The sequence below is a fragment of the Psychrosphaera haliotis genome (genome assembly GCF_039523615.1).
GTDB lineage: Bacteria > Pseudomonadota > Gammaproteobacteria > Enterobacterales > Alteromonadaceae > Psychrosphaera > Psychrosphaera haliotis.
This window is the reverse complement of record NZ_BAAAFQ010000001.1, coordinates 403,554-424,008: the sequence shown is the minus strand read 5'-3', so window position 1 is coordinate 424,008 and position 20,455 is coordinate 403,554. Positions and strand designations below refer to the sequence as shown.

The 20,455-nt window shown below is 40.4% G+C and carries 13 protein-coding genes and 1 pseudogene; 4 read left to right on the top strand and 10 right to left on the bottom strand.

Features of this window, described 5'->3' with window-relative positions:
- Positions 1-6 precede the first annotated feature (6 nt).
- The 3 genes from odhB to sucD all read left to right on the top strand — a co-directional run bounded on the left by odhB (position 7) and on the right by sucD (position 3,687).
- Complete coding sequence (gene odhB, locus ABD009_RS01820; RefSeq protein ID WP_343822321.1) at positions 7-1,503, top strand: 2-oxoglutarate dehydrogenase complex dihydrolipoyllysine-residue succinyltransferase; 1,497 nt, start codon at positions 7-9, stop codon at positions 1,501-1,503.
- A 145-nt stretch (positions 1,504-1,648) separates the two neighbouring features.
- On the top strand, positions 1,649-2,815 hold the full coding sequence (sucC, locus tag ABD009_RS01815) for an ADP-forming succinate--CoA ligase subunit beta (RefSeq protein ID WP_343822320.1): 1,167 nt from the start codon (positions 1,649-1,651) through the stop codon (positions 2,813-2,815).
- Complete coding sequence (gene sucD, locus ABD009_RS01810) at positions 2,815-3,687, top strand: succinate--CoA ligase subunit alpha (RefSeq protein ID WP_155694998.1); 873 nt, start codon at positions 2,815-2,817, stop codon at positions 3,685-3,687. Before sucC ends, sucD begins: the two co-directional genes overlap by 1 nt.
- Before the next feature lie 228 nt (positions 3,688-3,915).
- Here the strand turns inward: sucD and ABD009_RS01805 are convergent, their stop codons facing one another.
- The 8 genes from ABD009_RS01805 to ABD009_RS01770 all read right to left on the bottom strand — a co-directional run bounded on the left by ABD009_RS01805 (position 3,916) and on the right by ABD009_RS01770 (position 13,544).
- Positions 3,916-6,486: a TonB-dependent receptor plug domain-containing protein gene (locus ABD009_RS01805; RefSeq protein ID WP_343822319.1), complete on the bottom strand. Its 2,571-nt coding sequence runs from the start codon at positions 6,484-6,486 to the stop codon at positions 3,916-3,918.
- 267 nt (positions 6,487-6,753) lie between these two features.
- Positions 6,754-7,797 carry a Leu/Phe/Val dehydrogenase gene (locus ABD009_RS01800; RefSeq protein ID WP_343822318.1) on the bottom strand — a complete coding sequence of 348 codons (1,044 nt, stop codon included), beginning with the start codon at positions 7,795-7,797 and terminating at the stop codon, positions 6,754-6,756.
- A gap of 265 nt (positions 7,798-8,062) precedes the next feature.
- Positions 8,063-8,518: a GNAT family N-acetyltransferase gene (locus ABD009_RS01795; protein WP_155694993.1), complete on the bottom strand. Its 456-nt coding sequence runs from the start codon at positions 8,516-8,518 to the stop codon at positions 8,063-8,065.
- Positions 8,519-8,520: 2 nt separating this feature from the next.
- Entirely contained in the window at positions 8,521-9,672 is a 1,152-nt protein-coding gene (locus tag ABD009_RS01790) for a cupin domain-containing protein (RefSeq protein WP_343822317.1), read from the bottom strand.
- 109 nt (positions 9,673-9,781) lie between these two features.
- A complete protein-coding gene (gene purB, locus ABD009_RS01785; protein WP_155694989.1) occupies positions 9,782-11,152 on the bottom strand; it encodes an adenylosuccinate lyase in 1,371 nt (456 codons plus the stop codon).
- Positions 11,153-11,161: 9 nt separating this feature from the next.
- The gene (gene hflD, locus ABD009_RS01780; protein WP_343822316.1) at positions 11,162-11,797 is read right to left on the bottom strand and encodes a high frequency lysogenization protein HflD; all 636 of its coding nucleotides are present in this window, start codon (positions 11,795-11,797) and stop codon (positions 11,162-11,164) included.
- A 1-nt stretch (position 11,798) separates the two neighbouring features.
- Positions 11,799-12,926 carry a tRNA 2-thiouridine(34) synthase MnmA gene (mnmA, locus tag ABD009_RS01775; RefSeq protein WP_343822315.1) on the bottom strand — a complete coding sequence of 376 codons (1,128 nt, stop codon included), beginning with the start codon at positions 12,924-12,926 and terminating at the stop codon, positions 11,799-11,801.
- Positions 12,927-13,013: 87 nt separating this feature from the next.
- The gene (locus ABD009_RS01770) at positions 13,014-13,544 is read right to left on the bottom strand and encodes a pseudouridine synthase (protein WP_343822441.1); all 531 of its coding nucleotides are present in this window, start codon (positions 13,542-13,544) and stop codon (positions 13,014-13,016) included.
- Between the two features lie 363 nt (positions 13,545-13,907).
- Between ABD009_RS01770 and ABD009_RS01765 the strand changes: the two genes are divergently transcribed.
- Entirely contained in the window at positions 13,908-16,130 is a 2,223-nt protein-coding gene (locus ABD009_RS01765) for an NADP-dependent isocitrate dehydrogenase (protein WP_343822314.1), read from the top strand.
- Between the two features lie 70 nt (positions 16,131-16,200).
- Here ABD009_RS01765 and ABD009_RS01760 read toward each other — a convergent pair.
- Positions 16,201-17,405 (bottom strand): annotated as a pseudogene (locus ABD009_RS01760) (IS3 family transposase).
- 110 nt (positions 17,406-17,515) lie between these two features.
- On the bottom strand, positions 17,516-20,368 hold the full coding sequence (locus ABD009_RS01755; protein WP_343822313.1) for a TonB-dependent receptor plug domain-containing protein: 2,853 nt from the start codon (positions 20,366-20,368) through the stop codon (positions 17,516-17,518).
- Between the last annotated feature and the right edge of the window lie 87 nt (positions 20,369-20,455).

Below are 20,455 nucleotides of genomic sequence, written 5' to 3'. Positions count from 1 at the left end.
TTAACCATGACTACTGAAATTAAAGTTCCAGTATTACCTGAATCAGTTGCAGACGCATCAGTGGCTACTTGGCACGTAAAGGTTGGAGATAAAGTATCTCGTGACCAGAACTTAGTTGACATTGAAACAGACAAAGTTGTGTTAGAAGTAGTTGCACCAGACGACGGTGTTATTACTGAAATATTAGAAGAAGAGGGTGCTACCGTTTTAGGTGAGCAAGTTATTGCAAAAGTTGGAGCAGCAGATACTGCGCCAGCATCAAGTGAAGCACCTAAAAAAGACAGCTCAAAAGCTGAAGCAACTAAAGAAACTAAAGAAACGACAGTTGTAAAGATTAAAGTTCCAGTTCTTCCTGAGTCTGTTGCAGATGCGACAATTGCTACTTGGCATGTTCAAGAAGGTGACACCGTTGAACGCGATCAAAACTTAGTTGATATCGAAACTGATAAAGTGGTTTTAGAAGTTGTAGCACCAGAAGCCGGCGTTATCAGCAAGATAACTAATGGTGAAGGCGATACGGTTCTTGGCGAACAAGATATCGCAGAAATCACAGCAGGCGGAGCCGCACCAGCAGCATCAACTAGCTCAGAAAGCGATAGCGAAGCAGAATCTGGAGATGAAGTAATGTCTCCTTCTGTCCGTCGTTTAGTTTCTGAGAAAGGCTTAGACGCAAGCAAAATTAAAGGGTCTGGTAAAAACGGTAAAATTACTAAAGAAGACGTTGAAACGTTTGCAAGTAACGCAAGCAAACCAGCGAAATCTGCACCAGCACCACAAGCCGCTGTTCAAGCACCAACAGGCGACAGAACGCAAAAACGTGTTCCAATGACTCGTTTACGTAAAACAATTGCAAATCGCCTGTTAGAAGCTAAAAACTCAACAGCGATGTTAACAACGTTTAACGAAATCAACATGAAACCAATCATGGACCTTCGTAAACAATATAAAGACGTATTTGAAGAGCGCCATGGTGCTCGTCTAGGCTTTATGTCTTTCTATGTTAAGGCAGTAGTTGAAGCACTTAAACGATTCCCTGCAGTTAATGCTTCTATTGACGGTGATGATATTGTTTACCACAACTACTTTGACGTTAGTATTGCGGTATCAACTCCACGTGGTCTTGTTACTCCAGTTTTACGTGATTGCGATAAAATGAACTTTGCTGAAATTGAAAATGGCATTCGTGCATTAGCCCTAAAAGGCCGTGACGGAAAGCTAACAGTTGAAGAAATGCAAGGTGGTAACTTTACAATCACAAACGGTGGCGTATTTGGGTCACTGTTATCAACACCAATCATTAACTTACCGCAAACAGCTATTTTGGGTATGCATAAAATCCAAGATCGTCCTATGGCGGTAAACGGTAAAGTTGAAATTTTACCAATGATGTACTTAGCTCTATCTTACGATCACCGTTTAGTAGACGGTAAAGAGTCAGTTGGTTTCTTAGTAACAGTTAAAGAGTTACTAGAAGATCCTGCTCGATTACTACTAGATATCTAATTACGCGAAAATTAACGCAATAATCGGTAATTTAACCTAGCTTTTATTGCACTAATTGAGGGGTTAACTATAATAGCCCCGCTTGTTAATTATGGCTGCATAAGTAGTGTAGCCTTTTACTTATAACAGAGATGGATAGAACATCATGAATTTGCATGAATATCAGGGCAAACAATTGTTTGCTCAATACGGGCTTCCTGTATCTAAAGGCATCGCAGCCGAGACTCCAGCGGAAGCGGCAGCAGCAGCTGACCAAATCGGCGGAACAGAATTTGTAGTTAAAGCGCAAGTACACGCCGGTGGCCGTGGTAAAGCGGGTGGCGTTAAACTAGTAAAAACTAAAGACGAAATTAAAGCATTTGCTGAAAAGTGGTTAGGCGAACGTCTAGTTACTTATCAAACAGACGCTGCTGGCCAACCAGTTACCCGTATCTTAGTTGAAACATGTACTGACATTGACCAAGAGTTATATCTTGGTGCTGTTGTAGACCGTTCTAGCCGTCGTATCGTATTCATGGCGTCTACAGAAGGTGGTGTTGAGATTGAGAAAGTTGCTGAAGAAACTCCAGAAAAGATTCTTAAAGCGACAATCGATCCATTAGTAGGTGCACAACCTTATCAAGGTCGTGACTTAGCATTTAAATTAGGCCTTTCTGGTAAGCAAATAGGTCAGTTTGTTAAGATCTTCATGGGTCTAGCTAAGCTTTTCAAAGAAAAAGACATTGAATTAATTGAAGTTAACCCTTTAGTTATCACACCAGCTGGTGACTTACATTGTCTAGACGCTAAAGTAGCTATCGATAGCAATGCTGTTTACCGTCACCCAGACATCAAAGAAATGCACGATCCTTCGCAAGAAGACGCGCGTGAAGCTGATGCTGCAAAATGGGAACTTAACTACGTAGCTCTAGACGGAAACGTTGGCTGTATGGTTAACGGTGCGGGTCTTGCAATGGGTACAATGGATATCGTTAACCTTAACGGTGGCAGCCCAGCAAACTTCCTAGATGTAGGCGGCGGCGCGACTAAAGAGCGTGTTGCTGAAGCATTTAAGATCATTTTATCTGATGACAATGTTAAAGCAGTTCTAGTAAACATCTTTGGTGGTATTGTTCGTTGTGACATGATCGCTGAAGGTATTATTGGTGCGGTTAAAGAAGTTGGCGTTAACGTGCCAGTTGTTGTTCGTCTTGAAGGTACTAACGCTGAAAAAGGTCGTGAAGTATTAGCGAATTCTGACGTAGACATCATCGCAGCAGAAAGCTTACAGAGCGCTGCTGAACTAGTAGTTAAAGCTGCAGAGGGTAAATAATGAGCGTTTTAATTAATAAAGATACTAAAGTAATCTGTCAAGGTTTCACTGGTGCTCAAGGTACATTCCACTCTGAGCAAGCTATTGCATACGGCACTAACATGGTTGGTGGTGTTACTCCAGGTAAAGGTGGTCAAACTCATTTAGACCTTCCTGTATTCAACACAGTTGCTGAAGCTGTTGCTGAAACAGGTGCTGATGCATCTGTAATCTACGTACCAGCTCCTTTCTGTAAAGACTCTATATTAGAAGCGGCTAACTCTGGAATCAAACTAATCGTTTGTATTACAGAAGGTATCCCAACTCAAGATATGCTTGATGCAAAAGTAGTGTGTGACACATTAGGTGTTCGTCTAATCGGCCCTAACTGCCCAGGTGTAATCACTCCTGGAGAGTGTAAAATTGGTATCATGCCTGGTCACATCCATAAGCCTGGCCGTGTAGGTATTGTTTCTCGCTCTGGTACTCTTACGTACGAAGCGGTTAAGCAAACTACTGATGCTGGTTTTGGTCAGTCTACTTGTGTTGGTATTGGTGGTGATCCAATTCCTGGTACTAACTTCATTGACGTTTTAGAGTTGTTCGAAAAAGACCCTAAAACTGAAGCGATTGTTATGATCGGTGAAATTGGTGGTACAGCAGAAGAAGAAGCGGCAGCATACATTAAAGAAAATGTAACTAAGCCAGTTGTTTCTTATATTGCTGGTGTTACTGCTCCAGAAGGTAAGCGTATGGGTCATGCCGGTGCGATTATCTCTGGTGGTAAAGGTACTGCTGATGACAAATTTGCTGCTCTTGAAGCTGCGGGCGTAAAAACTGTACGTTCACTAGCTGAAATTGGTAAAGCATTAAAAGAAAAAACAGGTTGGTAGTCAATTAACGTAGCATTAGCTAACGTATATTGAACCAACAAAAAAAAGCAGCCATATGGCTGCTTTTTTTATGTCTACAATCTTTAAGACTATAATGATTGAATAAATGCTTTCAAATTATGATTGATGTGTAGTTAGTAATAGGCGACGTAATTGCCATAAAAAAAAGCCCCAATCGGGGCTTTTATAATTTAATAGACTAAAAGTATTTATGTTTATTAATTCTAATTAGAACTTATAAACACCTTTTAAGTAGTAGAACCCACCGTTAATACCAATAGGAGATGTTACAGGGTATTGAGCACCTGCAACTTCAGTATCCCACATTGTATTTTCGTCTGGAGTTTCATCTAGTAAGTTCTTAGCACCTAGAATCACTTCAAAACTTTCAGTTACATCATAGGCAACTTCAGCATCTATAGTGAACTCTGCACTGATATCTTCAATTGGTAATGCAGAATCTAAGTGATCCTCGTAAATACCAGCAAAGTAGTTAACACGAACCATTGCTCTCCAACCCTCATTTGAATGAGTAGTTGTAAAGCTCCAGCGGTGCTCAGGAAGGTTTTCTTCTATCATGCGAACACGTTCTGTCGAAATGTTTTCTGAATGCTGTGTAACTTCAGTTTTTGTCCAGTTATACGCTAACGCATACTTGTTCTCGCCATCCATAAAGTCGGCGCTGTAGTTTGCTACAACATCCAGTCCTTCTGTAGATGTATCAAAGTCGTTTGTGAAGTAACTTACTTCAGAGAAGCTAGATGCATCTTGTACACCTTGTGCTAGAAGCAAATCAATATCGTCTGACGTTAATTTAATACCAGAAACAGTCGCTATTCTGTCACTCACATCGATATTGAAATAATCGGCAGTTACAAATAGACCATTATCTAATTCAGCAACAACACCAAAACTAATTGCTTCAGACTCTTCTGGTGTCAAAGCAGTACCGCCTTTAAGAACTGAAATCGGGTCTGTTGGTGGCAATGTTGCTCTGTCAATAAGTGCACCGTCAGTACCAAAAGCTGTTGTTACATTTCGAACAGTTGATTGTCCAATCGTAGGTGCTTTAAAGCCTGTACTAAAGGCACCACGTATCGCAAACTCGTCATTAAGTTGGTAACGACCTGCTAATTTACCCTTTGTAGTGCTGCCGAAGTCTGAGAAATCTTCAAATCGTAATGCACCCGATAACATAAAGTCATCAGTAACGTTATATTCAACGTCTATGTAGGTAGCGAAACTATCTCGGTCATTTTTGCCAGCACTCTTAGCTGATAAACCCGGGAAGCCGTTTGAACCAATACCAAAGCCTTGTGCGGCTAGAGGCCCAATTTCCCAAGACTTATAATCGCCAGCAATGCTTTCATAAGACTCGTGACGGAACTCAAAGCCACCTGCTACGTTAAGTGCACCATCATTAAAGTTGTCGATGTACTTAGAGAAATCGATATTTAATGATTGCTCAGACTGAATGTATTTACCCGGCTTAAATGATGTAGGAGTATCAGGCCCTAAGCTTGGGTTGATTGTATTGCTAATCATGAAGTCAACTTCATTAGAGCCAGCGTAGAAGCTTATGTCATACATTAGCTCGTCAATAAACGCATTACTCTCACCCTTTGTGCCCACAGCAATTGATGAGTCGACGATCTTTCCACCGAATTTAGGAGTGAAACCACCAGGGAACATTTCATTGAAAGCAAAACAATCAGGGTTATTTGCTACTTCATCAACGTAACGAGGATTGTTTAATACATTGCTACCAGTTTGGATGTCCATTGGACAATTACCACTCATGTCAGCTGTTAAATCAGCAACGAGAAGCAATTGTTGGTCATCATCGTTAGTGCCGCCATCATACACACCGCCACGGTTGTGAGGGTTACGGAAGTAAAAACCACCTTCAACTTCGCGCTCTGCGTAGTTCAAAAACATGTATGCTTCAGAATCATTTGATAACTCTAATCCAAAGTTACCAAAAACTTTTACGTCATTTTTAAACTCTGGGTTACCCCAAACTTGAGCTGGGACTCCAACAAAGTTATTACCACCTGCGATTAGAGATGCTGCGTCATCGCGTTGAACACTTCGACTTGTTGGATCTGCTTCTTTAAATTCGAAAGAAAAGTTAGCGAAACCTTTGTCAGTCAAAGGCAGGCCAATGTTACCAGCGACTTGTAAAGTATCACCGTCACCTTCGTAATAAGAACCGTGTTTAACTTCAAATCGACCACCTTCAGAAGCGTCGTTCAAAACAAAGTTAATAACACCAGCGATAGCATCTGAGCCATATTGGGCTGCAGCGCCATCACGTAATACTTCTACTTGCTTGATAGCAACAGAAGGGATAACTGATAAATCTGGTCCTTGAGCACCATCTGATAAACCGCCACCAAGGAAAGTAATTACTGCTGAACGATGTCGTCGCTTACCATTTACCAAAACTAGGGTGTGGTCAGCCGCCATGCCTCGCAAGTTGGCCGGACGTACTAATGATGATGCATCGTTGATAGGTTGTTCGTTAACGTTAAACGAGGGAACAGTGGTTTGCAGCATAGAAACCATATCTGTAGAGCCTTGTTTATTGAATTCTTCTGCACTGATTACATCTACAGGAACAGGGGAGTCACCAATTGATCGAGGAGCGGCACGAGTACCAACAACAGCAATTTTTTCTATATTTTTTTCAACTTTGTCATCTTCAGCAAAGGCAAGAGTTGGCACTGCTGCACCAACCGATAAACTAGATAGCAAAGTATATTTCAATACCTTGGAAAGTGGCTTTAATTTATACATGTTTGTTCCCTTTTTGTTGTTCTTTTGTACCTTTGTTAGTTGTTTTTGTTTCAAAGGCAAATTAAACCTACAACGAAAAAAGAAATTTTGCTAGTTGTAAAGCGAACGAAATGGTTAAAAATTATACGTTTTTGGCTATTTTTTTTATATGTATGCGATAAGTGTACAAAAATGGGCGGTAAGGAAGGGTTTTTAGGGTTGTTTTTTTATAATTAATGACAGACTTATTTCTGCCATTAATTATATTTTAGCTAGGTATTAGAAAAACTATTTACCGCCATTTTTGATTATTTCTTGTGCAAGAATATCAGCAACTTGGTGTGTAGGTTTGTTCTCTTTATCTGCTCTAACAAAAATTTCAGTCAAGGTATCGTATATTTCTTCAACTTTTTTATTAGCTTTGCTTGCAGAGTATCCATCTTTGTCTTGTTCAAAAAAGATATTTATAATTCCCCCAGCATTAATTGCGTAGTCTGGAGCATATAAAATCCCTAAATCTTTCAGCTTTGTTCCATGAATAGGCAATTGCAGTTGGTTATTAGCACACCCTGCTACAACTTTAACCTTCAATTGAGGAATGGTGTCGTCGTTTATAGTAGCACCTAAAGCACAAGGGACATATACATCTGCATCCACTGCATATATTTCATCTAGGCCAACGGCGGTAGCACCAAACTCAGAAATCGCTTTCTCGACAGACTCTTGATTAATGTCGGTAACGATTAGTTTGGCATTTTCTTCAAATAGCCTCTTACACAGGTACATACCAACAGATCCTAAACCTTGTATAGAGAAGGTTAGGCCGTCTAAACTTTCACGGTTGAATTTATGTTTAACCGCAGCTTTTATACCTAGGTATGTGCCGTAAGCTGTAAAGGGGGCAGGGTTTCCACTTTTTCCTTCTAAACCCACTACAAAGTCTGTTTCTTGGTAGGCTTGCATGATATCTGTGGTCGTAATATTAACGTCTTCTGCTGAATAATAGGTGCCGTTTAGGTTATTAAGTTTTTTACCAAAAGCTCTAAATAAGGCTTCTGATTTTAACTTCTTAGGATCACCGATAATAACGGCTTTACCACCACCAAAATTTAAACCTGCCAAAGCGTTTTTGTAAGTCATTCCCTTGGATAACCTTAATACGTCTACAAGAGCATCTTCGTCATTGTCATAGTTCCAAAAGCGACAGCCGCCAACTGCTGGACCACAGTTTGTATTGTGAACGGCAATTATTGCTCTTAATCCGGTCGCTTCATCATTTGCAAAAACAATTTGCTCATGGTTATCAAATTCAGGCTGGGAAAATACAGTCAACGGTAACTCCATGTGTAGGTATAAATAATTTTCACGGACTTTATCAGAGAAGTATTAATTAGCAATCTAGTTGACGTTAGAGGCTACTGGTTAGACCACATTTTATTGTAAAGATTATATCCCATGGTAAGGACGGAATAGGGCAGAAGTAATATTGCAAAGTGAAAGAATGTAAAAGTTAAAAGTTTGTAGAGACGGAGCTTATTGAAAAATAAAAGAAAACTAGCAACTGCAGAATACTAGTATCATTATATTGGTTTTTGTTTTAGTGGAGTACGGTTGGGGCAATCTTAAATAATTCTAACGCACACATCAAAGGTTGCTTAGCAATGCCGGCATCCATGTATACTGTGCCTGTGGGAACAAATCCTTGTTCCTTATATTTATCAACTTCATCTAGTCTTGAGTCAAAGTATACTTTTTTGAGGCCTTTAGTTTTAGCCAACTGCAATAACTCTTTAATCACTTGTCGTCGAACTTTTATATTGCGGTGTTTCATTAATACCGCTACACGACTTATTTTACCGTCGTCGCAGAGCCGACCTGTTGCTATAGCGACACCTTGTTCATCTCGCACTAAAACGTGCTGGCAATGTGTGTCATGGTGGTCAAACTCTGACTCTAATGGGAATTGATATTCGTAAATAAAAACTTGTTCACGAATGGCGCGAATTTCCTTTGATGACTTCCTCCACGAAACTTTATCAGCTTTGTAGTTCATTTTTACTCGTCTATAAATAGATAACCTGTATTAATAAGTGTAGTCAAAAGTGAAATATTTTCTAATTGGTTTAGGGAACTTTTTAGATTAGATTTGTCAAGGGACTCAGACCTGTGTAGCACACTTACAAATTCTTGTTGTGAATCAATCAGTTTAAAATATGTACCGTTGCAATAAAAATGCAGACCTTGATCATCTATAAAGTAAGAAGTTTTTAAGGCTAGAACTTTATTAATACGTATATTACTCGACTGAAGTAATTGCGAAAGTTGCTCTTCGCTCCATTCCTGTTCACTTGGAAGGATATCTAACTCCCTAGTTGGCTCCGTTAGGAATTGATGTAAAAACTTTTCAAATTGGTTGTTTTGTAATGACTCTAACATGAAGTTTTTTAGATCATTTACTGTAGAGTCTGACATTGTTGAGCTATCTTGGCTTTCTGAATTGTTTATATTCTCATTAACAAATCTAGTTTTACCCTGTTCGTTTTCATAGATAAAATCAGCGAAAGAAGTAAGTAATTCTGTCTGACTTGGTGCACGAAATCCAATAGAGTAACTCAGGCTAGGCTCTAAACTTACTCCGCAATGAGGAGCAAAAGGTGGAATATATAAAATATCACCCGGTTCCAATACTTCATCAATAATAGGACTGAAATCATCGACCTGTAACAAGTCTTGCACAACTTCTTTTTGAGACAAGCTTTTATCTACTGAACCTACTTGCCATTGTCGTTGGCCACTTCCTTGAATGATAAAAACGTCATACTGATCTAAATGGGCACCAACACCACCACTTATGGCGCTGTAAGAAACCATCACATCGTCAACGCTCCACTTAGGAATAAAGTTAACTAGTTCTCTTAAGCTATAGATTTCTGGTATCCAACGGTCTACACCTTGTACTAAAAGAGACCAAGCTTGTTCAGGTAAATCATCAAACTCTTTGAACGGCCCGTGTTGTACGTTCCACTTGTTATTAGTTTGTTTAACAATTCGAGACTCTACCACTTCTTCCATTGCTAAACCGGCTAAGTCATTGGCGTCAATTGGATCAGCAAAGTCAGCAATAGCATTTTTTAAAACGACAGGTTTCTGTTGCCAATAATAGTTAATAAAGTCTGCTTGTGTAACGTTGGTCCAATTAATATTCATGATGACAATTAGCCTTATTCAGTAAAAACAAAGCCAGTCTTTTGACTGGCTTTTATCATTTGTTATTCATTGGATTAATATACGATGAATAACATTTCATTATGTTAGTTTAGTCTAGTAACGCTACAAACTTTTCTGCATCACCAATATAGTTTGCTGGCGTCATGGTTTTAAGTTCAGCTTTTACCGAGTCAGGAAGTTCTAAGTTATCAATAAACTCAGCCATAACTTGTTGGTTAACCTTTTTACCACGTGTTAAGTCTTTTAGCTTTTCATACGGTTTTTCAATACCGTATCGACGCATAACTGTTTGAATTGGCTCTGCTAATAGTTCCCAGTTATTGTCTAATTCGTCTAATAAGCTTTGCTCGTTTACTTCTAATTTACTCATACCTTTAAGCGTTGCTTGGTATGCAATAATTGAGTGAGCAACACCCACACCTAAGGTTCTTAATACCGTTGAATCTGTTAAATCACGCTGCCACCTTGATACAGGCAGTTTGGTGGCTAAATGTCCAAATATAGCGTTAGCGATTCCAAGGTTGCCCTCTGAATTTTCAAAATCAATTGGGTTTACTTTATGTGGCATGGTTGAAGAGCCAATTTCGCCAGCAACGGTTTTTTGCTTAAAGTGGCCCATTGCAATGTAGCCCCAAACGTCACGATCAAAGTCTAATAAAATAGTATTGAATCGAGCCATGGCATCAAATAGCTCAGCAATGTAGTCATGAGGTTCGATTTGTGTAGTAAATGCGTTCCACGTTAAGCCTAACGACGTTACAAATTGCTCAGACTGACCATGCCAATCTAGTTCTGGGTAAGCAGAAAGGTGAGCGTTGTAATTACCAACAGCACCGTTAAATTTACCTAGTATTTCTACATTGGCAATTTGGCTGCGTTGACGTTTAAGGCGCATGAAAACGTTAGCCATTTCTTTGCCCATCGTTGATGGAGTAGCAGGCTGACCATGAGTACGGCACATCATAGGAATAGATTTGTATTCGTTAGCTAATACTTTCAACTCAGACAATATTTTGTCGCAATATGGCAAGATTACGTCTTCGCGAGCAGCAGTTAACATTAAGCCATGTGATAGGTTGTTAATGTCTTCTGAAGTACAAGCAAAATGAATGAACTCGTTAACGGCCGTTAATTCAGCGTTGTCTGCTACTTTTTCTTTTAAGAAGTATTCAACCGCTTTTACGTCGTGGTTGGTAGTGCGCTCTATATCTTTAATACGCTGTGCGTCTTGTTCTGAAAACTCATCAACAATTTTGTTCAATACTGCATTTGCTTCATTAGAAAAAGCAGGAACTTCTGCAATTTCAGTAATGCTCGATAGTCTTTGTAACCAACGAACTTCTACTACTACGCGGTACTTAATAAGACCGAACTCGCTAAATATTGAGCGAAGTTCAGAAGCTTTGCTACCGTAACGTCCGTCTACTGGTGAAATTGCTGTAAGTGCAGAGAGTTGCATGATGACCTCTTAACTGATTGATGATAATTCGTTGTTAAATGAAATTGCGCTTTTTAATATTTTATTGCGACTAAAAATAAATTGTCGTCTTTTACCACCCATTTGACGCCATAACACTGCGGCTCTAACGCCTGCTAGTAATAATGCTCTGACTTGGTTTTGGATAATGGGTTGTTTTAAATTTTGTGGGGTGCCGATGACTTTAATTTTTTGGCCAATAGGGCTGATGTTTTTGCTGTAGATATCAGCAAAGTTACCAATAATTGATGAGTCTGTAATGTCAAAATGTTCCAGTCGACGCTCAACCTCTTTTAAAGATGTTGATAAGCCCGTTAATGCAGTTTGATTATTAAGAAGCTTTTTTGATAGAGACATCATGCCAGCCAAATAACGAGTCACTTCTACATCTTTACTCGTTGCTTGGCCGCTTAGTTGGTGTACAAGCAAATAGCTGCCTTGTTTTAAAGACGCTAGGTTTGGATAGACTTGGTCAACATTTTCAGGGGCGGTATTCATAATGCCGCCAACTAACGTCGCTACTGCTTGGCTATCAAAAGCCTGACCTTTAGATACTTGCTGAATGAGCAGGGCTGCTTCACAAAGCGCAGCCATTGCTATTGTTTGGTTACGCATTTGTTCGCTCATATTATCTTAAGTACTGCTCAATAATACCGCCGCCTAAACATACATCACCGTCATAAAAGACAGCAGATTGTCCAGGTGTTACGGCTCTTTGAGGGGTATCAAACAGGACTTTTATTGTTCCTTTTTCCAAATCTGGCGTCACAGCGCATGGTATATCTTCTTGGCGATAGCGTGTTTTCACGGTTAAGCGCATTGCGTTTTGAGGGCCTTTGCCATCTACCCAATTTAACTGGTTCGCCACAAGACCATCAGAAAACAGAAGAGGGTGGTTTTTACCTTGACCAACAATTAATACATTGCGCTTAACGTCTTTATCAACAACAAACCAAGGTTGATCTTTAAACTCTTTTAAACCACCAATTAAAAGGCCTTTACGTTGGCCCAATGTGTGATACATCAAACCTTCATGTTGACCAATAACTTCGCCTTCTGGCGTTTCAATATCACCTGGCTGGGCGGGTAAAAACTTTTGTAAAAAGTCTTTAAACTTACGTTCACCAATGAAACAGATGCCCGTTGAGTCTTTTTTATCAGCGGTTACTAAACCTTGTTCTTCAGCAATGCGCCTTACTTCCGGCTTCTCTAATTCGCCAACAGGGAATAACGTTTGTGCTATTTGTTTTTCGCCAATAGCGTACAAGAAGTAACTTTGATCTTTATTGTCGTCAAGACCACGTAACATTTGGGTATTATTGTCGTCAGCAGTTCTGCGAACATAGTGGCCAGTTGCAATATAGTCAGCGCCAAGGATTTCTGCAGAAAATTGAAGAAAGGCTTTAAACTTAATTTCTTTGTTGCACATGATGTCTGGGTTCGGGGTGCGGCCTGCCTTGTACTCTTCCAAAAAGTGTTCAAAAACATTGTCCCAGTATTCTGATGCAAAATTAACCGTATGAAGTTCAATACCTAACTTGTCGCACACGTCTTGCGCGTCTTTTAGATCTTCAGCCGCTGAGCAATATTCATCATCGTCGTCTTCTTCCCAGTTTTTCATGAAAAGACCTTCCACCTGGTACCCTTGCTGTTGCAATAGATAGGCAGAAACAGATGAGTCAACACCGCCGGACATACCAACGATAACTTTTTTTGTTGCATTTAAGCTTAGCGTTTCAGATGAAATCTCAGACATAGGTGCAGTAAATTATTCCAGACAGTTAAAATTTGCGCGGATTCTAACATAAACCGCTATTAATAAGTAAGTTCGAAATGGCCCTTTTTAAGGTTTTTCGATGACTTTATAGGTTCCAACATCGATACCATCCAGCGTCCAGTTTCCAACCCTATATCTAATTAATCTTAAGGTAGGGAAACCTATGTGGGCTGTCATTCGTCGTACCTGTCTATTTTTACCTTCAGAAATAGTAATCTCTAACCAGGTTGTAGGAATATTTGCTCTTTCTCTAATGGGTGGAACTCTTGACCATACTAATTCAGGTTGTGCTATTTTTTGTACTTTTGCTGGTTTTGTTAAACCGTCTTTTAGTTCAACACCGTCTCTTAATGGTTGAAGTTGTTCTTCTGTAGGAGCGCCTTCAACCTGAACCCAGTAACACTTAGTGGTTTTGTGTTTTGGACTCGCTATTTTATTTTGCAAAGCCCCATCATTAGTTAAAACTAACAATCCTTCACTGTCTCTATCGAGCCGTCCCGCTGCATAAACACCTTCGATATCTATGTAGTCTTTTAATGTTGCTCGACCATCTTGATCACTAAATTGTGTTAATACTTGAAAAGGTTTGTTAAACAAAACAACTTTACTATTCTCTTTAGGTTGATCGGATGCCTTATTTTGACTCGAAGGTTTTCCTCGGCGTGCTTTAGCATTAGACGAGTAGGCACCACCCGAAGTCCTCTTGTCACTAGAACTGGATTTGTCTGATCGAGAATTAGACGATTTATTTTTACCAAATCGTTGATTATTTGTGTTTTTGCCCACATTTTGACGTTGGGCATTATTTTTTACAGTTTTCATAGCGCTATTATAGATAAAGGTCTTTCTTTAAGTACCGGTATTTTATAGTATGCACAACCAAAATTCAGACTTATATTCAGATAATCGTCCGCTATACTTATTCGGACGACAAACTCACTGCAAATGTAGGGAATCTAAATGACATCAAAAATCATCTACACAAAAACAGATGAAGCGCCAGCATTGGCGACCTATTCATTTTTACCAATTGTTGAAGCGTTCAGCAAAACAGCTGGTATCGAAGTTGAAACTCGTGATATTTCACTAGCTGCTCGAATTATTGCTAACTTAGCCGATTTTCTGCCAGAAGATCAGCGAGTAAACGATGACTTAGCATATTTAGGTCAAGTTGCTAAAACTCCAGAAGCGAACATTATTAAGCTTCCTAATATCTCAGCTTCTATTCCGCAATTAAAAGCGGCTATCAAAGAGCTTCAAGCACAGGGTGTTAAACTTCCTGAGTTTCCTGAAGAAGCGAAATCAGATGAAGAGCAAGCAATCAAAGCCGCTTACTCTAAAGTATTAGGTTCAGCAGTAAACCCAGTTTTACGTGAAGGTAACTCTGACCGTCGTGCACCAGGTGCTGTTAAACAGTACGCGCAGAAAAACCCACACTCAATGGGTAAGTGGGAAAAGACATCTAAGTCTCACGTAGCACATATGAGCGATGGCGATTTCTTTGCAAGTGAAAAGTCGACAACTATTGCGAAAGACGGCTCACTAAAAATTGAGTTTGTTGGCACTGATGGTTCATCAAATGTTTTAAAAGACTCAGTTCCAGTATTAGCCGGTGAAGTTGTTGATGCAACGTTCATGAGCGTAAGTGCGTTAAATACCTTCTTAGCAAAAGAAATTGCAGACGCAAAAGAGCAAGGAGTTTTATTCTCAGCTCACCTTAAAGCAACGATGATGAAAGTTTCTGACCCAATCATTTTTGGTCATATCGTTAAGGTTTTCTACAAAGACGTATTTGCAAAACATGCAGCTACTTTTGAAGAGCTAGGTGTTGATGTTAAAAATGGTTTAGGCGACGTTTACGCAAAAATTGAAAAATTAGATGCGGCGAAGCAAGATGAAATCAAAGCAGACATTATGGCGGTTTATGAAACTGCACCTGATATTGCAATGGTTGACTCAGATCGTGGTATTACAAACTTACACGTACCTTCAGACGTAATTATTGATGCATCTATGCCAGCTGCAATTCGTACATCAGGTCAGATGTGGAATGCGGAAGGTAAGCTTCAAGATATGAAAGCAGTTATTCCTGATCGTTGTTATGCAGGTGTTTACCAAGAAACTATTTCATTCTGTATTGAAAATGGTGCTTTTGATCCGTCAACTATGGGTACTGTACCTAACGTTGGACTTATGGCTCAAAAAGCAGAAGAGTATGGTTCACACGATAAAACGTTTGAAATCCCAGCAAATGGTACTGTTAAAGTAACAGACCAAGACGGCAATGTTGTTTTTGAACACGCTGTTGAAACTGGCGATATCTACCGTATGTGTCAGGTTAAAGATGCACCAATTCAAGATTGGGTTAAATTAGCAGTAAATCGTTCACGTTTATCTGGTATGCCAGCGGTATTTTGGTTAAACGAAAACCGCGCACATGACGCTCAATTGATCAAAAAGGTAAATACATACCTTAAAGATCACGATACAGATGGTTTAGACCTACGTATCTTAGCGCCTGAAGACGCGACTCGTTTCACACTAGATAGAATCAAGAAGGGCGAAGATACGATTTCTGTAACAGGTAACGTATTACGTGACTATTTAACTGATTTATTCCCTATTTTAGAGTTAGGAACATCAGCTAAAATGCTATCAATTGTCCCTCTAATGAACGGCGGCGGTTTGTTTGAAACTGGTGCAGGTGGTTCAGCGCCTAAGCACGTACAACAGTTTGAAAAAGAAAACCATTTACGTTGGGATTCATTAGGTGAGTTCCTAGCGCTTGCGGCTTCTTATGAGCATTTAGGAAACACAGTTGGTAACAACAAAGCAAAAGTTTTATCTGTAACCTTAGATAAAGCGACCGCTAAGTTTTTAGACAACAACAAGTCGCCGTCACGTAAAGTGAATGAGTTAGACAACCGTGGCTCTCACTTCTTCTTAGCACTTTACTGGGCTCAAGAATTAGCGGCGCAAACGGATGATGCTGATCTTCAAGCAACATTTAAAGCGCTTGCTGAGTACCTAACTGCTAACGAAGATTCAATTGTAACTGAACTGAATGAAGTTCAAGGTGCTGCGATGAACATTGGCGGCTACTATAAGCCTTCAGATGAGCAGGGTTTTGCAGCAATGCGTCCAAGCCAAACATTAAATGACGCAATGTCTAAATTGAGCTAATAAAAACGTTAAGAAACTAAGCTTAAGGTTAGTTTTGACCCGTCCTGAAATAGGTTGACACTTATTTCTTTTAAAACGCTCGATGAACTTCATCGGGCGTTTTGTATTTTAAGGCCGAGTGTGGCCTCTTTTGATTATAGATCGCTACTGACTCGGCGACCATTTTCTTTGCTTCATCTAAATCCTTTGGTTTGTGTAACAGATATTCAGATTTGAGTATTCCATTAATCCGTTCAGCTAAGGCGTTTTGATAACAGTCATATCCATCTGTCATCGAACACTTCACTCCGTACTTTTCGTGCAGACCTTGATACTCCGCAGAGCAGTATTGAACTCCGCGGTCTGAGTGATGAATCAAGTCTCCTTGTTTTGTTCGCTGTTTCAGGGCGCTAGTAAAAGCTTTTTTGACTGAGTTTGTTTTCATATGACTATCAACCTGGTATCCCACGATCTTTCGTGAGAATGCGTCAGTGATTAAGCTTACATATGACTCACCATCTCGTGTTGGCAGATAAGTGATATCGGCCACCCACAATTGCTCGGGCTGCACAGCCGAATAACCATTTTTTATTACATTGGGGTGACAATGAAACCTATGGTGACTATTGGTTGTTCGATGGTAGGCTCTTTTAGGGCTGACAAGCAGCCGTTTATCTCTTAATAAGTTGAAGAGATGGTCTCGACCAATAAAAATATTTTTAAGGTTAAGTAGGTACTTGAGTTTGCGTGCTCCAATGCGAGGGTGAACAAGCCGTTCATTTCTAACCTGTTCAAGCACGGACGCTTCGTGTTTATTTTGAGCAGCCTGTCTTTTACCACGTTGGTATAAAGCTTGGCGTGAAATCCCCAGATAAAGGCACGCTTGAGTGACTGTTAGGCCCGGTATCACTTTATTCCGGATTACTTGCCCTTGGGCTTTTTTACAACACGTACTCCATAGTCTGTCTCCTATACATTAACAACGGCCTCAAAGAAGTCGGCTTTTTGTTTGGATTCAACCAGTTGCTGCTCGAGTTGCTTTATTCTCTGCTCTGGGGTTAATGTCGATTCAGGTTTTTCCATAATAGGCCCTTGTGTTAGGAACTTAGGTGTTCCCTTAGACCAATTTAGACGACCATGCTTCCTAAGCCAAACTAAAACAGTTGAACAACCTTGAATTCCATATAAGTCTTGGGCAACTTTATAGGTCATTTCACCTTTTTCTACCTGCTCGACAACAGATAATTTAAAAGCGAGGGTATAATCTTTTTGAGTACGTTTAGTGGTTGTTTTCATAACACTCTCCAATTTATTGATTGAAAAGTGTCAACGTTATTTAGGACGGGTCAATTTAAAGGTAATAAAAAAGGCCGCCGAAGCGACCTTTAAATCTGAGTAGCGTCAAATTAAAATTTAACGTTAACACCAGTAAAGATACGACGACCTACGATGTCGTACATTGGGTTGATAGTGTAACCCGGAGGTAACTTATCAAATGCGTTACGTACACCAAAGTCAAAACGAACATTATCATTTAAGATGTAGTTAGCTGAGAAGTCATGAGTAACGATTGAAGGAACCCAGTACGGGTAAGCATCTTCTGGTGAACCACCACCTGGAGATACATCATAAGTTACAGAGCGCTCGACTGAACGCATTGTCCAGTTAACTAATAAATCGTCTAAACGGTAGTTAGTAGATAAACGTACTTGTAACTCAGGGTCACCTACTTCACCGTGTTCAACGTTAATTTCGTCCGGGCGGTCTTGGAATTCAAACTGCTCTAATTCGATTAGTTTAGATACGAATAACTTAACAGATAATTCACCTGGTAATTCGAAGCCTTCTAACGAAGTTCTGTAGTTGATTTCAGACTCAATGCCACTCACGTTAAGTGCCGCTGCGTTTAAGAAACCAGAACGAACCAAGTCAATGTCGTTAGTCGTTGGATCGCGGTCAATCGCGCTACAGTACAACTCATCTGGACCACCAGTTGCGTCAACACAGTTATCAGCAATATCTTGCACTGCTACTGAAATGATCGCATCTTCGATTTCGATGTCGTAGTAATCTAACGTTACCGTGAAGTTCTCTATGAACTGAGGTGCCCATACTATACCAACAGTTGTTGATGTTGATGTTTCTGAGAACAGGTTAGGGTTACCACCTGAAAGCGTATCAACAGATACGTTATCGTTTGCTTCGAATCCAGCTGGGATACCTAACGCAGCACAGTTACCTGCACGATCCGGATCTTCGTTAATGTTGTCTGCATCACATGGATCAGAAACACGGCCGAAACCAGGAGAAAGTGGGCTAAATGCTTCACCTAAGTTAGGTGCACGTACTGCTTCACCAACAGTTGCACGGATACGTACATCTTCAATCGGTGCATACATTAAACCAACTTTCCAGGAATCAGCAGAACCTGCGTGTGAGTAATCAGCCGTACGGTATGCCGCATCAAGTGTTAACTCATAAGCAAAATCAACTTCAGCAAGAAGTGGTAAGCTAATTTCAACGAAACCTTCTGTTACGTCGTAATCGCCGTACTCATCAGGAGTTGCCGCGTTTGATAACGCGCCAGACTTAGTTAACTCGTCTGTAACTGTCGTGTACGTTTCTTCACGGTATTCAAAACCAGCTGCAAAACCAATCGCGCCGCCTTGAAAAGAGAAGAACTCGCTTGTATCTGTCGCGATTGAACCGCCAACGATTTCTTGAGTGATTTGGTCAGAACGTGTTACGTCAGCAGAGATCCAATCTTTCGCTGCTTCAGAAGCGTTGTTAAAACCAAACGGGTTGTATGCAACACAGTTACCTGCGTCAACAGTACCAGCTGTTGGGTCTACACATTCTGCTTGACCATCTGCACCAATTTGAGAATTGACTGCCGCTGCGAAGTTCCCTGGGATTAGGTCATTTTCTGTTACACGAACGTTGTTTGTTTCACCGTAAACGTAAAATAATTCCCAATCAAAGTTCGTATCGCTAAGTGTGAAGTAACCGTCTAAGCCTGCAACTGCACGGAATAATTCACGTTCGTTTGCTGCAGAGCGGTTACCAAGTTCGTCAAAGAACTTGGACATAGGAACTACGCCAGTTCCACCTAAGCGCGTGCGTGCTTCGTCAGATAAAAACGCATTGTTTTCAACATCAATATCTATGCCACCAAAATCAAAACTAGGTTGGAACTGCTGTTTGATTTCTGCTGAGTTGTATTTGAAGTCACCGAAGAAGCTTACTTGATCAGTAATTTCATAGTTCATTGTTGAACCAACATAGAAACGCTCTACCGATGGGTAGATGTTTTCGTAATCTTCAGTCATGAAGCCTGTTTTACAGTCTGCTGGTAATTGGCCAAAAGCAAAGCTGTTCGTACCAATGCGCTCACACTGTTCGATAACGTTACCGGCATCGTCAAATGTGAAACGGTCGCCACCAAACGGATTGATAACACCAAAACGGTTGATCATTTCTGAACCAACATTCGGTACACGTAGACGGTCAGAAATACCGTCATCTTCACCGCCGTCTTCAGGGTTTGATATTGTTCCCCAGCTATTAAGTTGACGAATGTCAGCTGACATTGTTTCTTCAATACGCTCAACACCAGCAAAGAAAGTCACGTTACCACGGTCGCTTGATGTACCGCCTACGATGCTTACAGTGTGGTTGTTTGCTGCTACGCCCTCAGTTGAACGGCTTGCAGTTGCATTTAGTTCTAGGCCTTCAAAGTCGCGCTTCAAAATAACGTTAATTACACCTGTTACCGCGTCAGAACCATAAATCGCTGATGCGCCACCAGTAATGATTTCAATACGTTCGATAAGTACGGCAGGTATAGTTGATAAATCAACAGTAGATGAACCAGGTGAGCCTGCTACGTGACGTTTACCGTTTACCAGTACTAGAGAGCGTTTTGCACCTAGACGACGTAAATCAGCCGAGCTTTGACCCGCTGCTGAGTTGCTGTTCGCGTTTCCTGATAATGTGTTTGTTGCACCGATAGCTGGTAATTCAGCAAGTACGCTACCTAAATCTGGTGTACCAAACCGTGCGATTTCAGCTTGACCTATAACTAAAACAGGCGTCGGAGAAGATAATTCTGTTTTGGCTATACGAGAGCCGGTTACTGTGATTTTTTCTACGTCTTCTTTAACTACTTCATCTGCGGCGAACACAGATTGCGCACTCAAAGAAAGACCCGTTACTAAAGCTAAGTTAATAGCTTGGCTTACTAGTGATCTTTTTTTCATTATTAATTCCCGTGGAATTTTAGCCTCTAATGGGCGTTTATTTTTTTGTTGTTTAGTGTTGTCTATTCAGATCAACACGTGTAAGAA

Bases quoted from the DNA above. Each gene is read 5' to 3' on its own strand.
- odhB (WP_343822321.1), top strand. From the start codon at position 7: ATGACTACTGAAATTAAAGTTCCAGTATTACCTGAATCAGTTGCAGAC.
- sucC (WP_343822320.1), top strand. From the start codon at position 1,649: ATGAATTTGCATGAATATCAGGGCAAACAATTGTTTGCTCAATACGGG.
- sucD (WP_155694998.1), top strand. From the start codon at position 2,815: ATGAGCGTTTTAATTAATAAAGATACTAAAGTAATCTGTCAAGGTTTC.
- ABD009_RS01805 (WP_343822319.1), bottom strand. From the start codon at position 6,486: ATGTATAAATTAAAGCCACTTTCCAAGGTATTGAAATATACTTTGCTA.
- ABD009_RS01795 (WP_155694993.1), bottom strand. From the start codon at position 8,518: ATGAACTACAAAGCTGATAAAGTTTCGTGGAGGAAGTCATCAAAGGAA.
- ABD009_RS01790 (WP_343822317.1), bottom strand. From the start codon at position 9,672: ATGAATATTAATTGGACCAACGTTACACAAGCAGACTTTATTAACTAT.
- purB (WP_155694989.1), bottom strand. From the start codon at position 11,152: ATGCAACTCTCTGCACTTACAGCAATTTCACCAGTAGACGGACGTTAC.
- hflD (WP_343822316.1), bottom strand. From the start codon at position 11,797: ATGAGCGAACAAATGCGTAACCAAACAATAGCAATGGCTGCGCTTTGT.
- mnmA (WP_343822315.1), bottom strand. From the start codon at position 12,926: ATGTCTGAGATTTCATCTGAAACGCTAAGCTTAAATGCAACAAAAAAA.
- ABD009_RS01765 (WP_343822314.1), top strand. From the start codon at position 13,908: ATGACATCAAAAATCATCTACACAAAAACAGATGAAGCGCCAGCATTG.
- ABD009_RS01755 (WP_343822313.1), bottom strand. From the start codon at position 20,368: ATGAAAAAAAGATCACTAGTAAGCCAAGCTATTAACTTAGCTTTAGTA.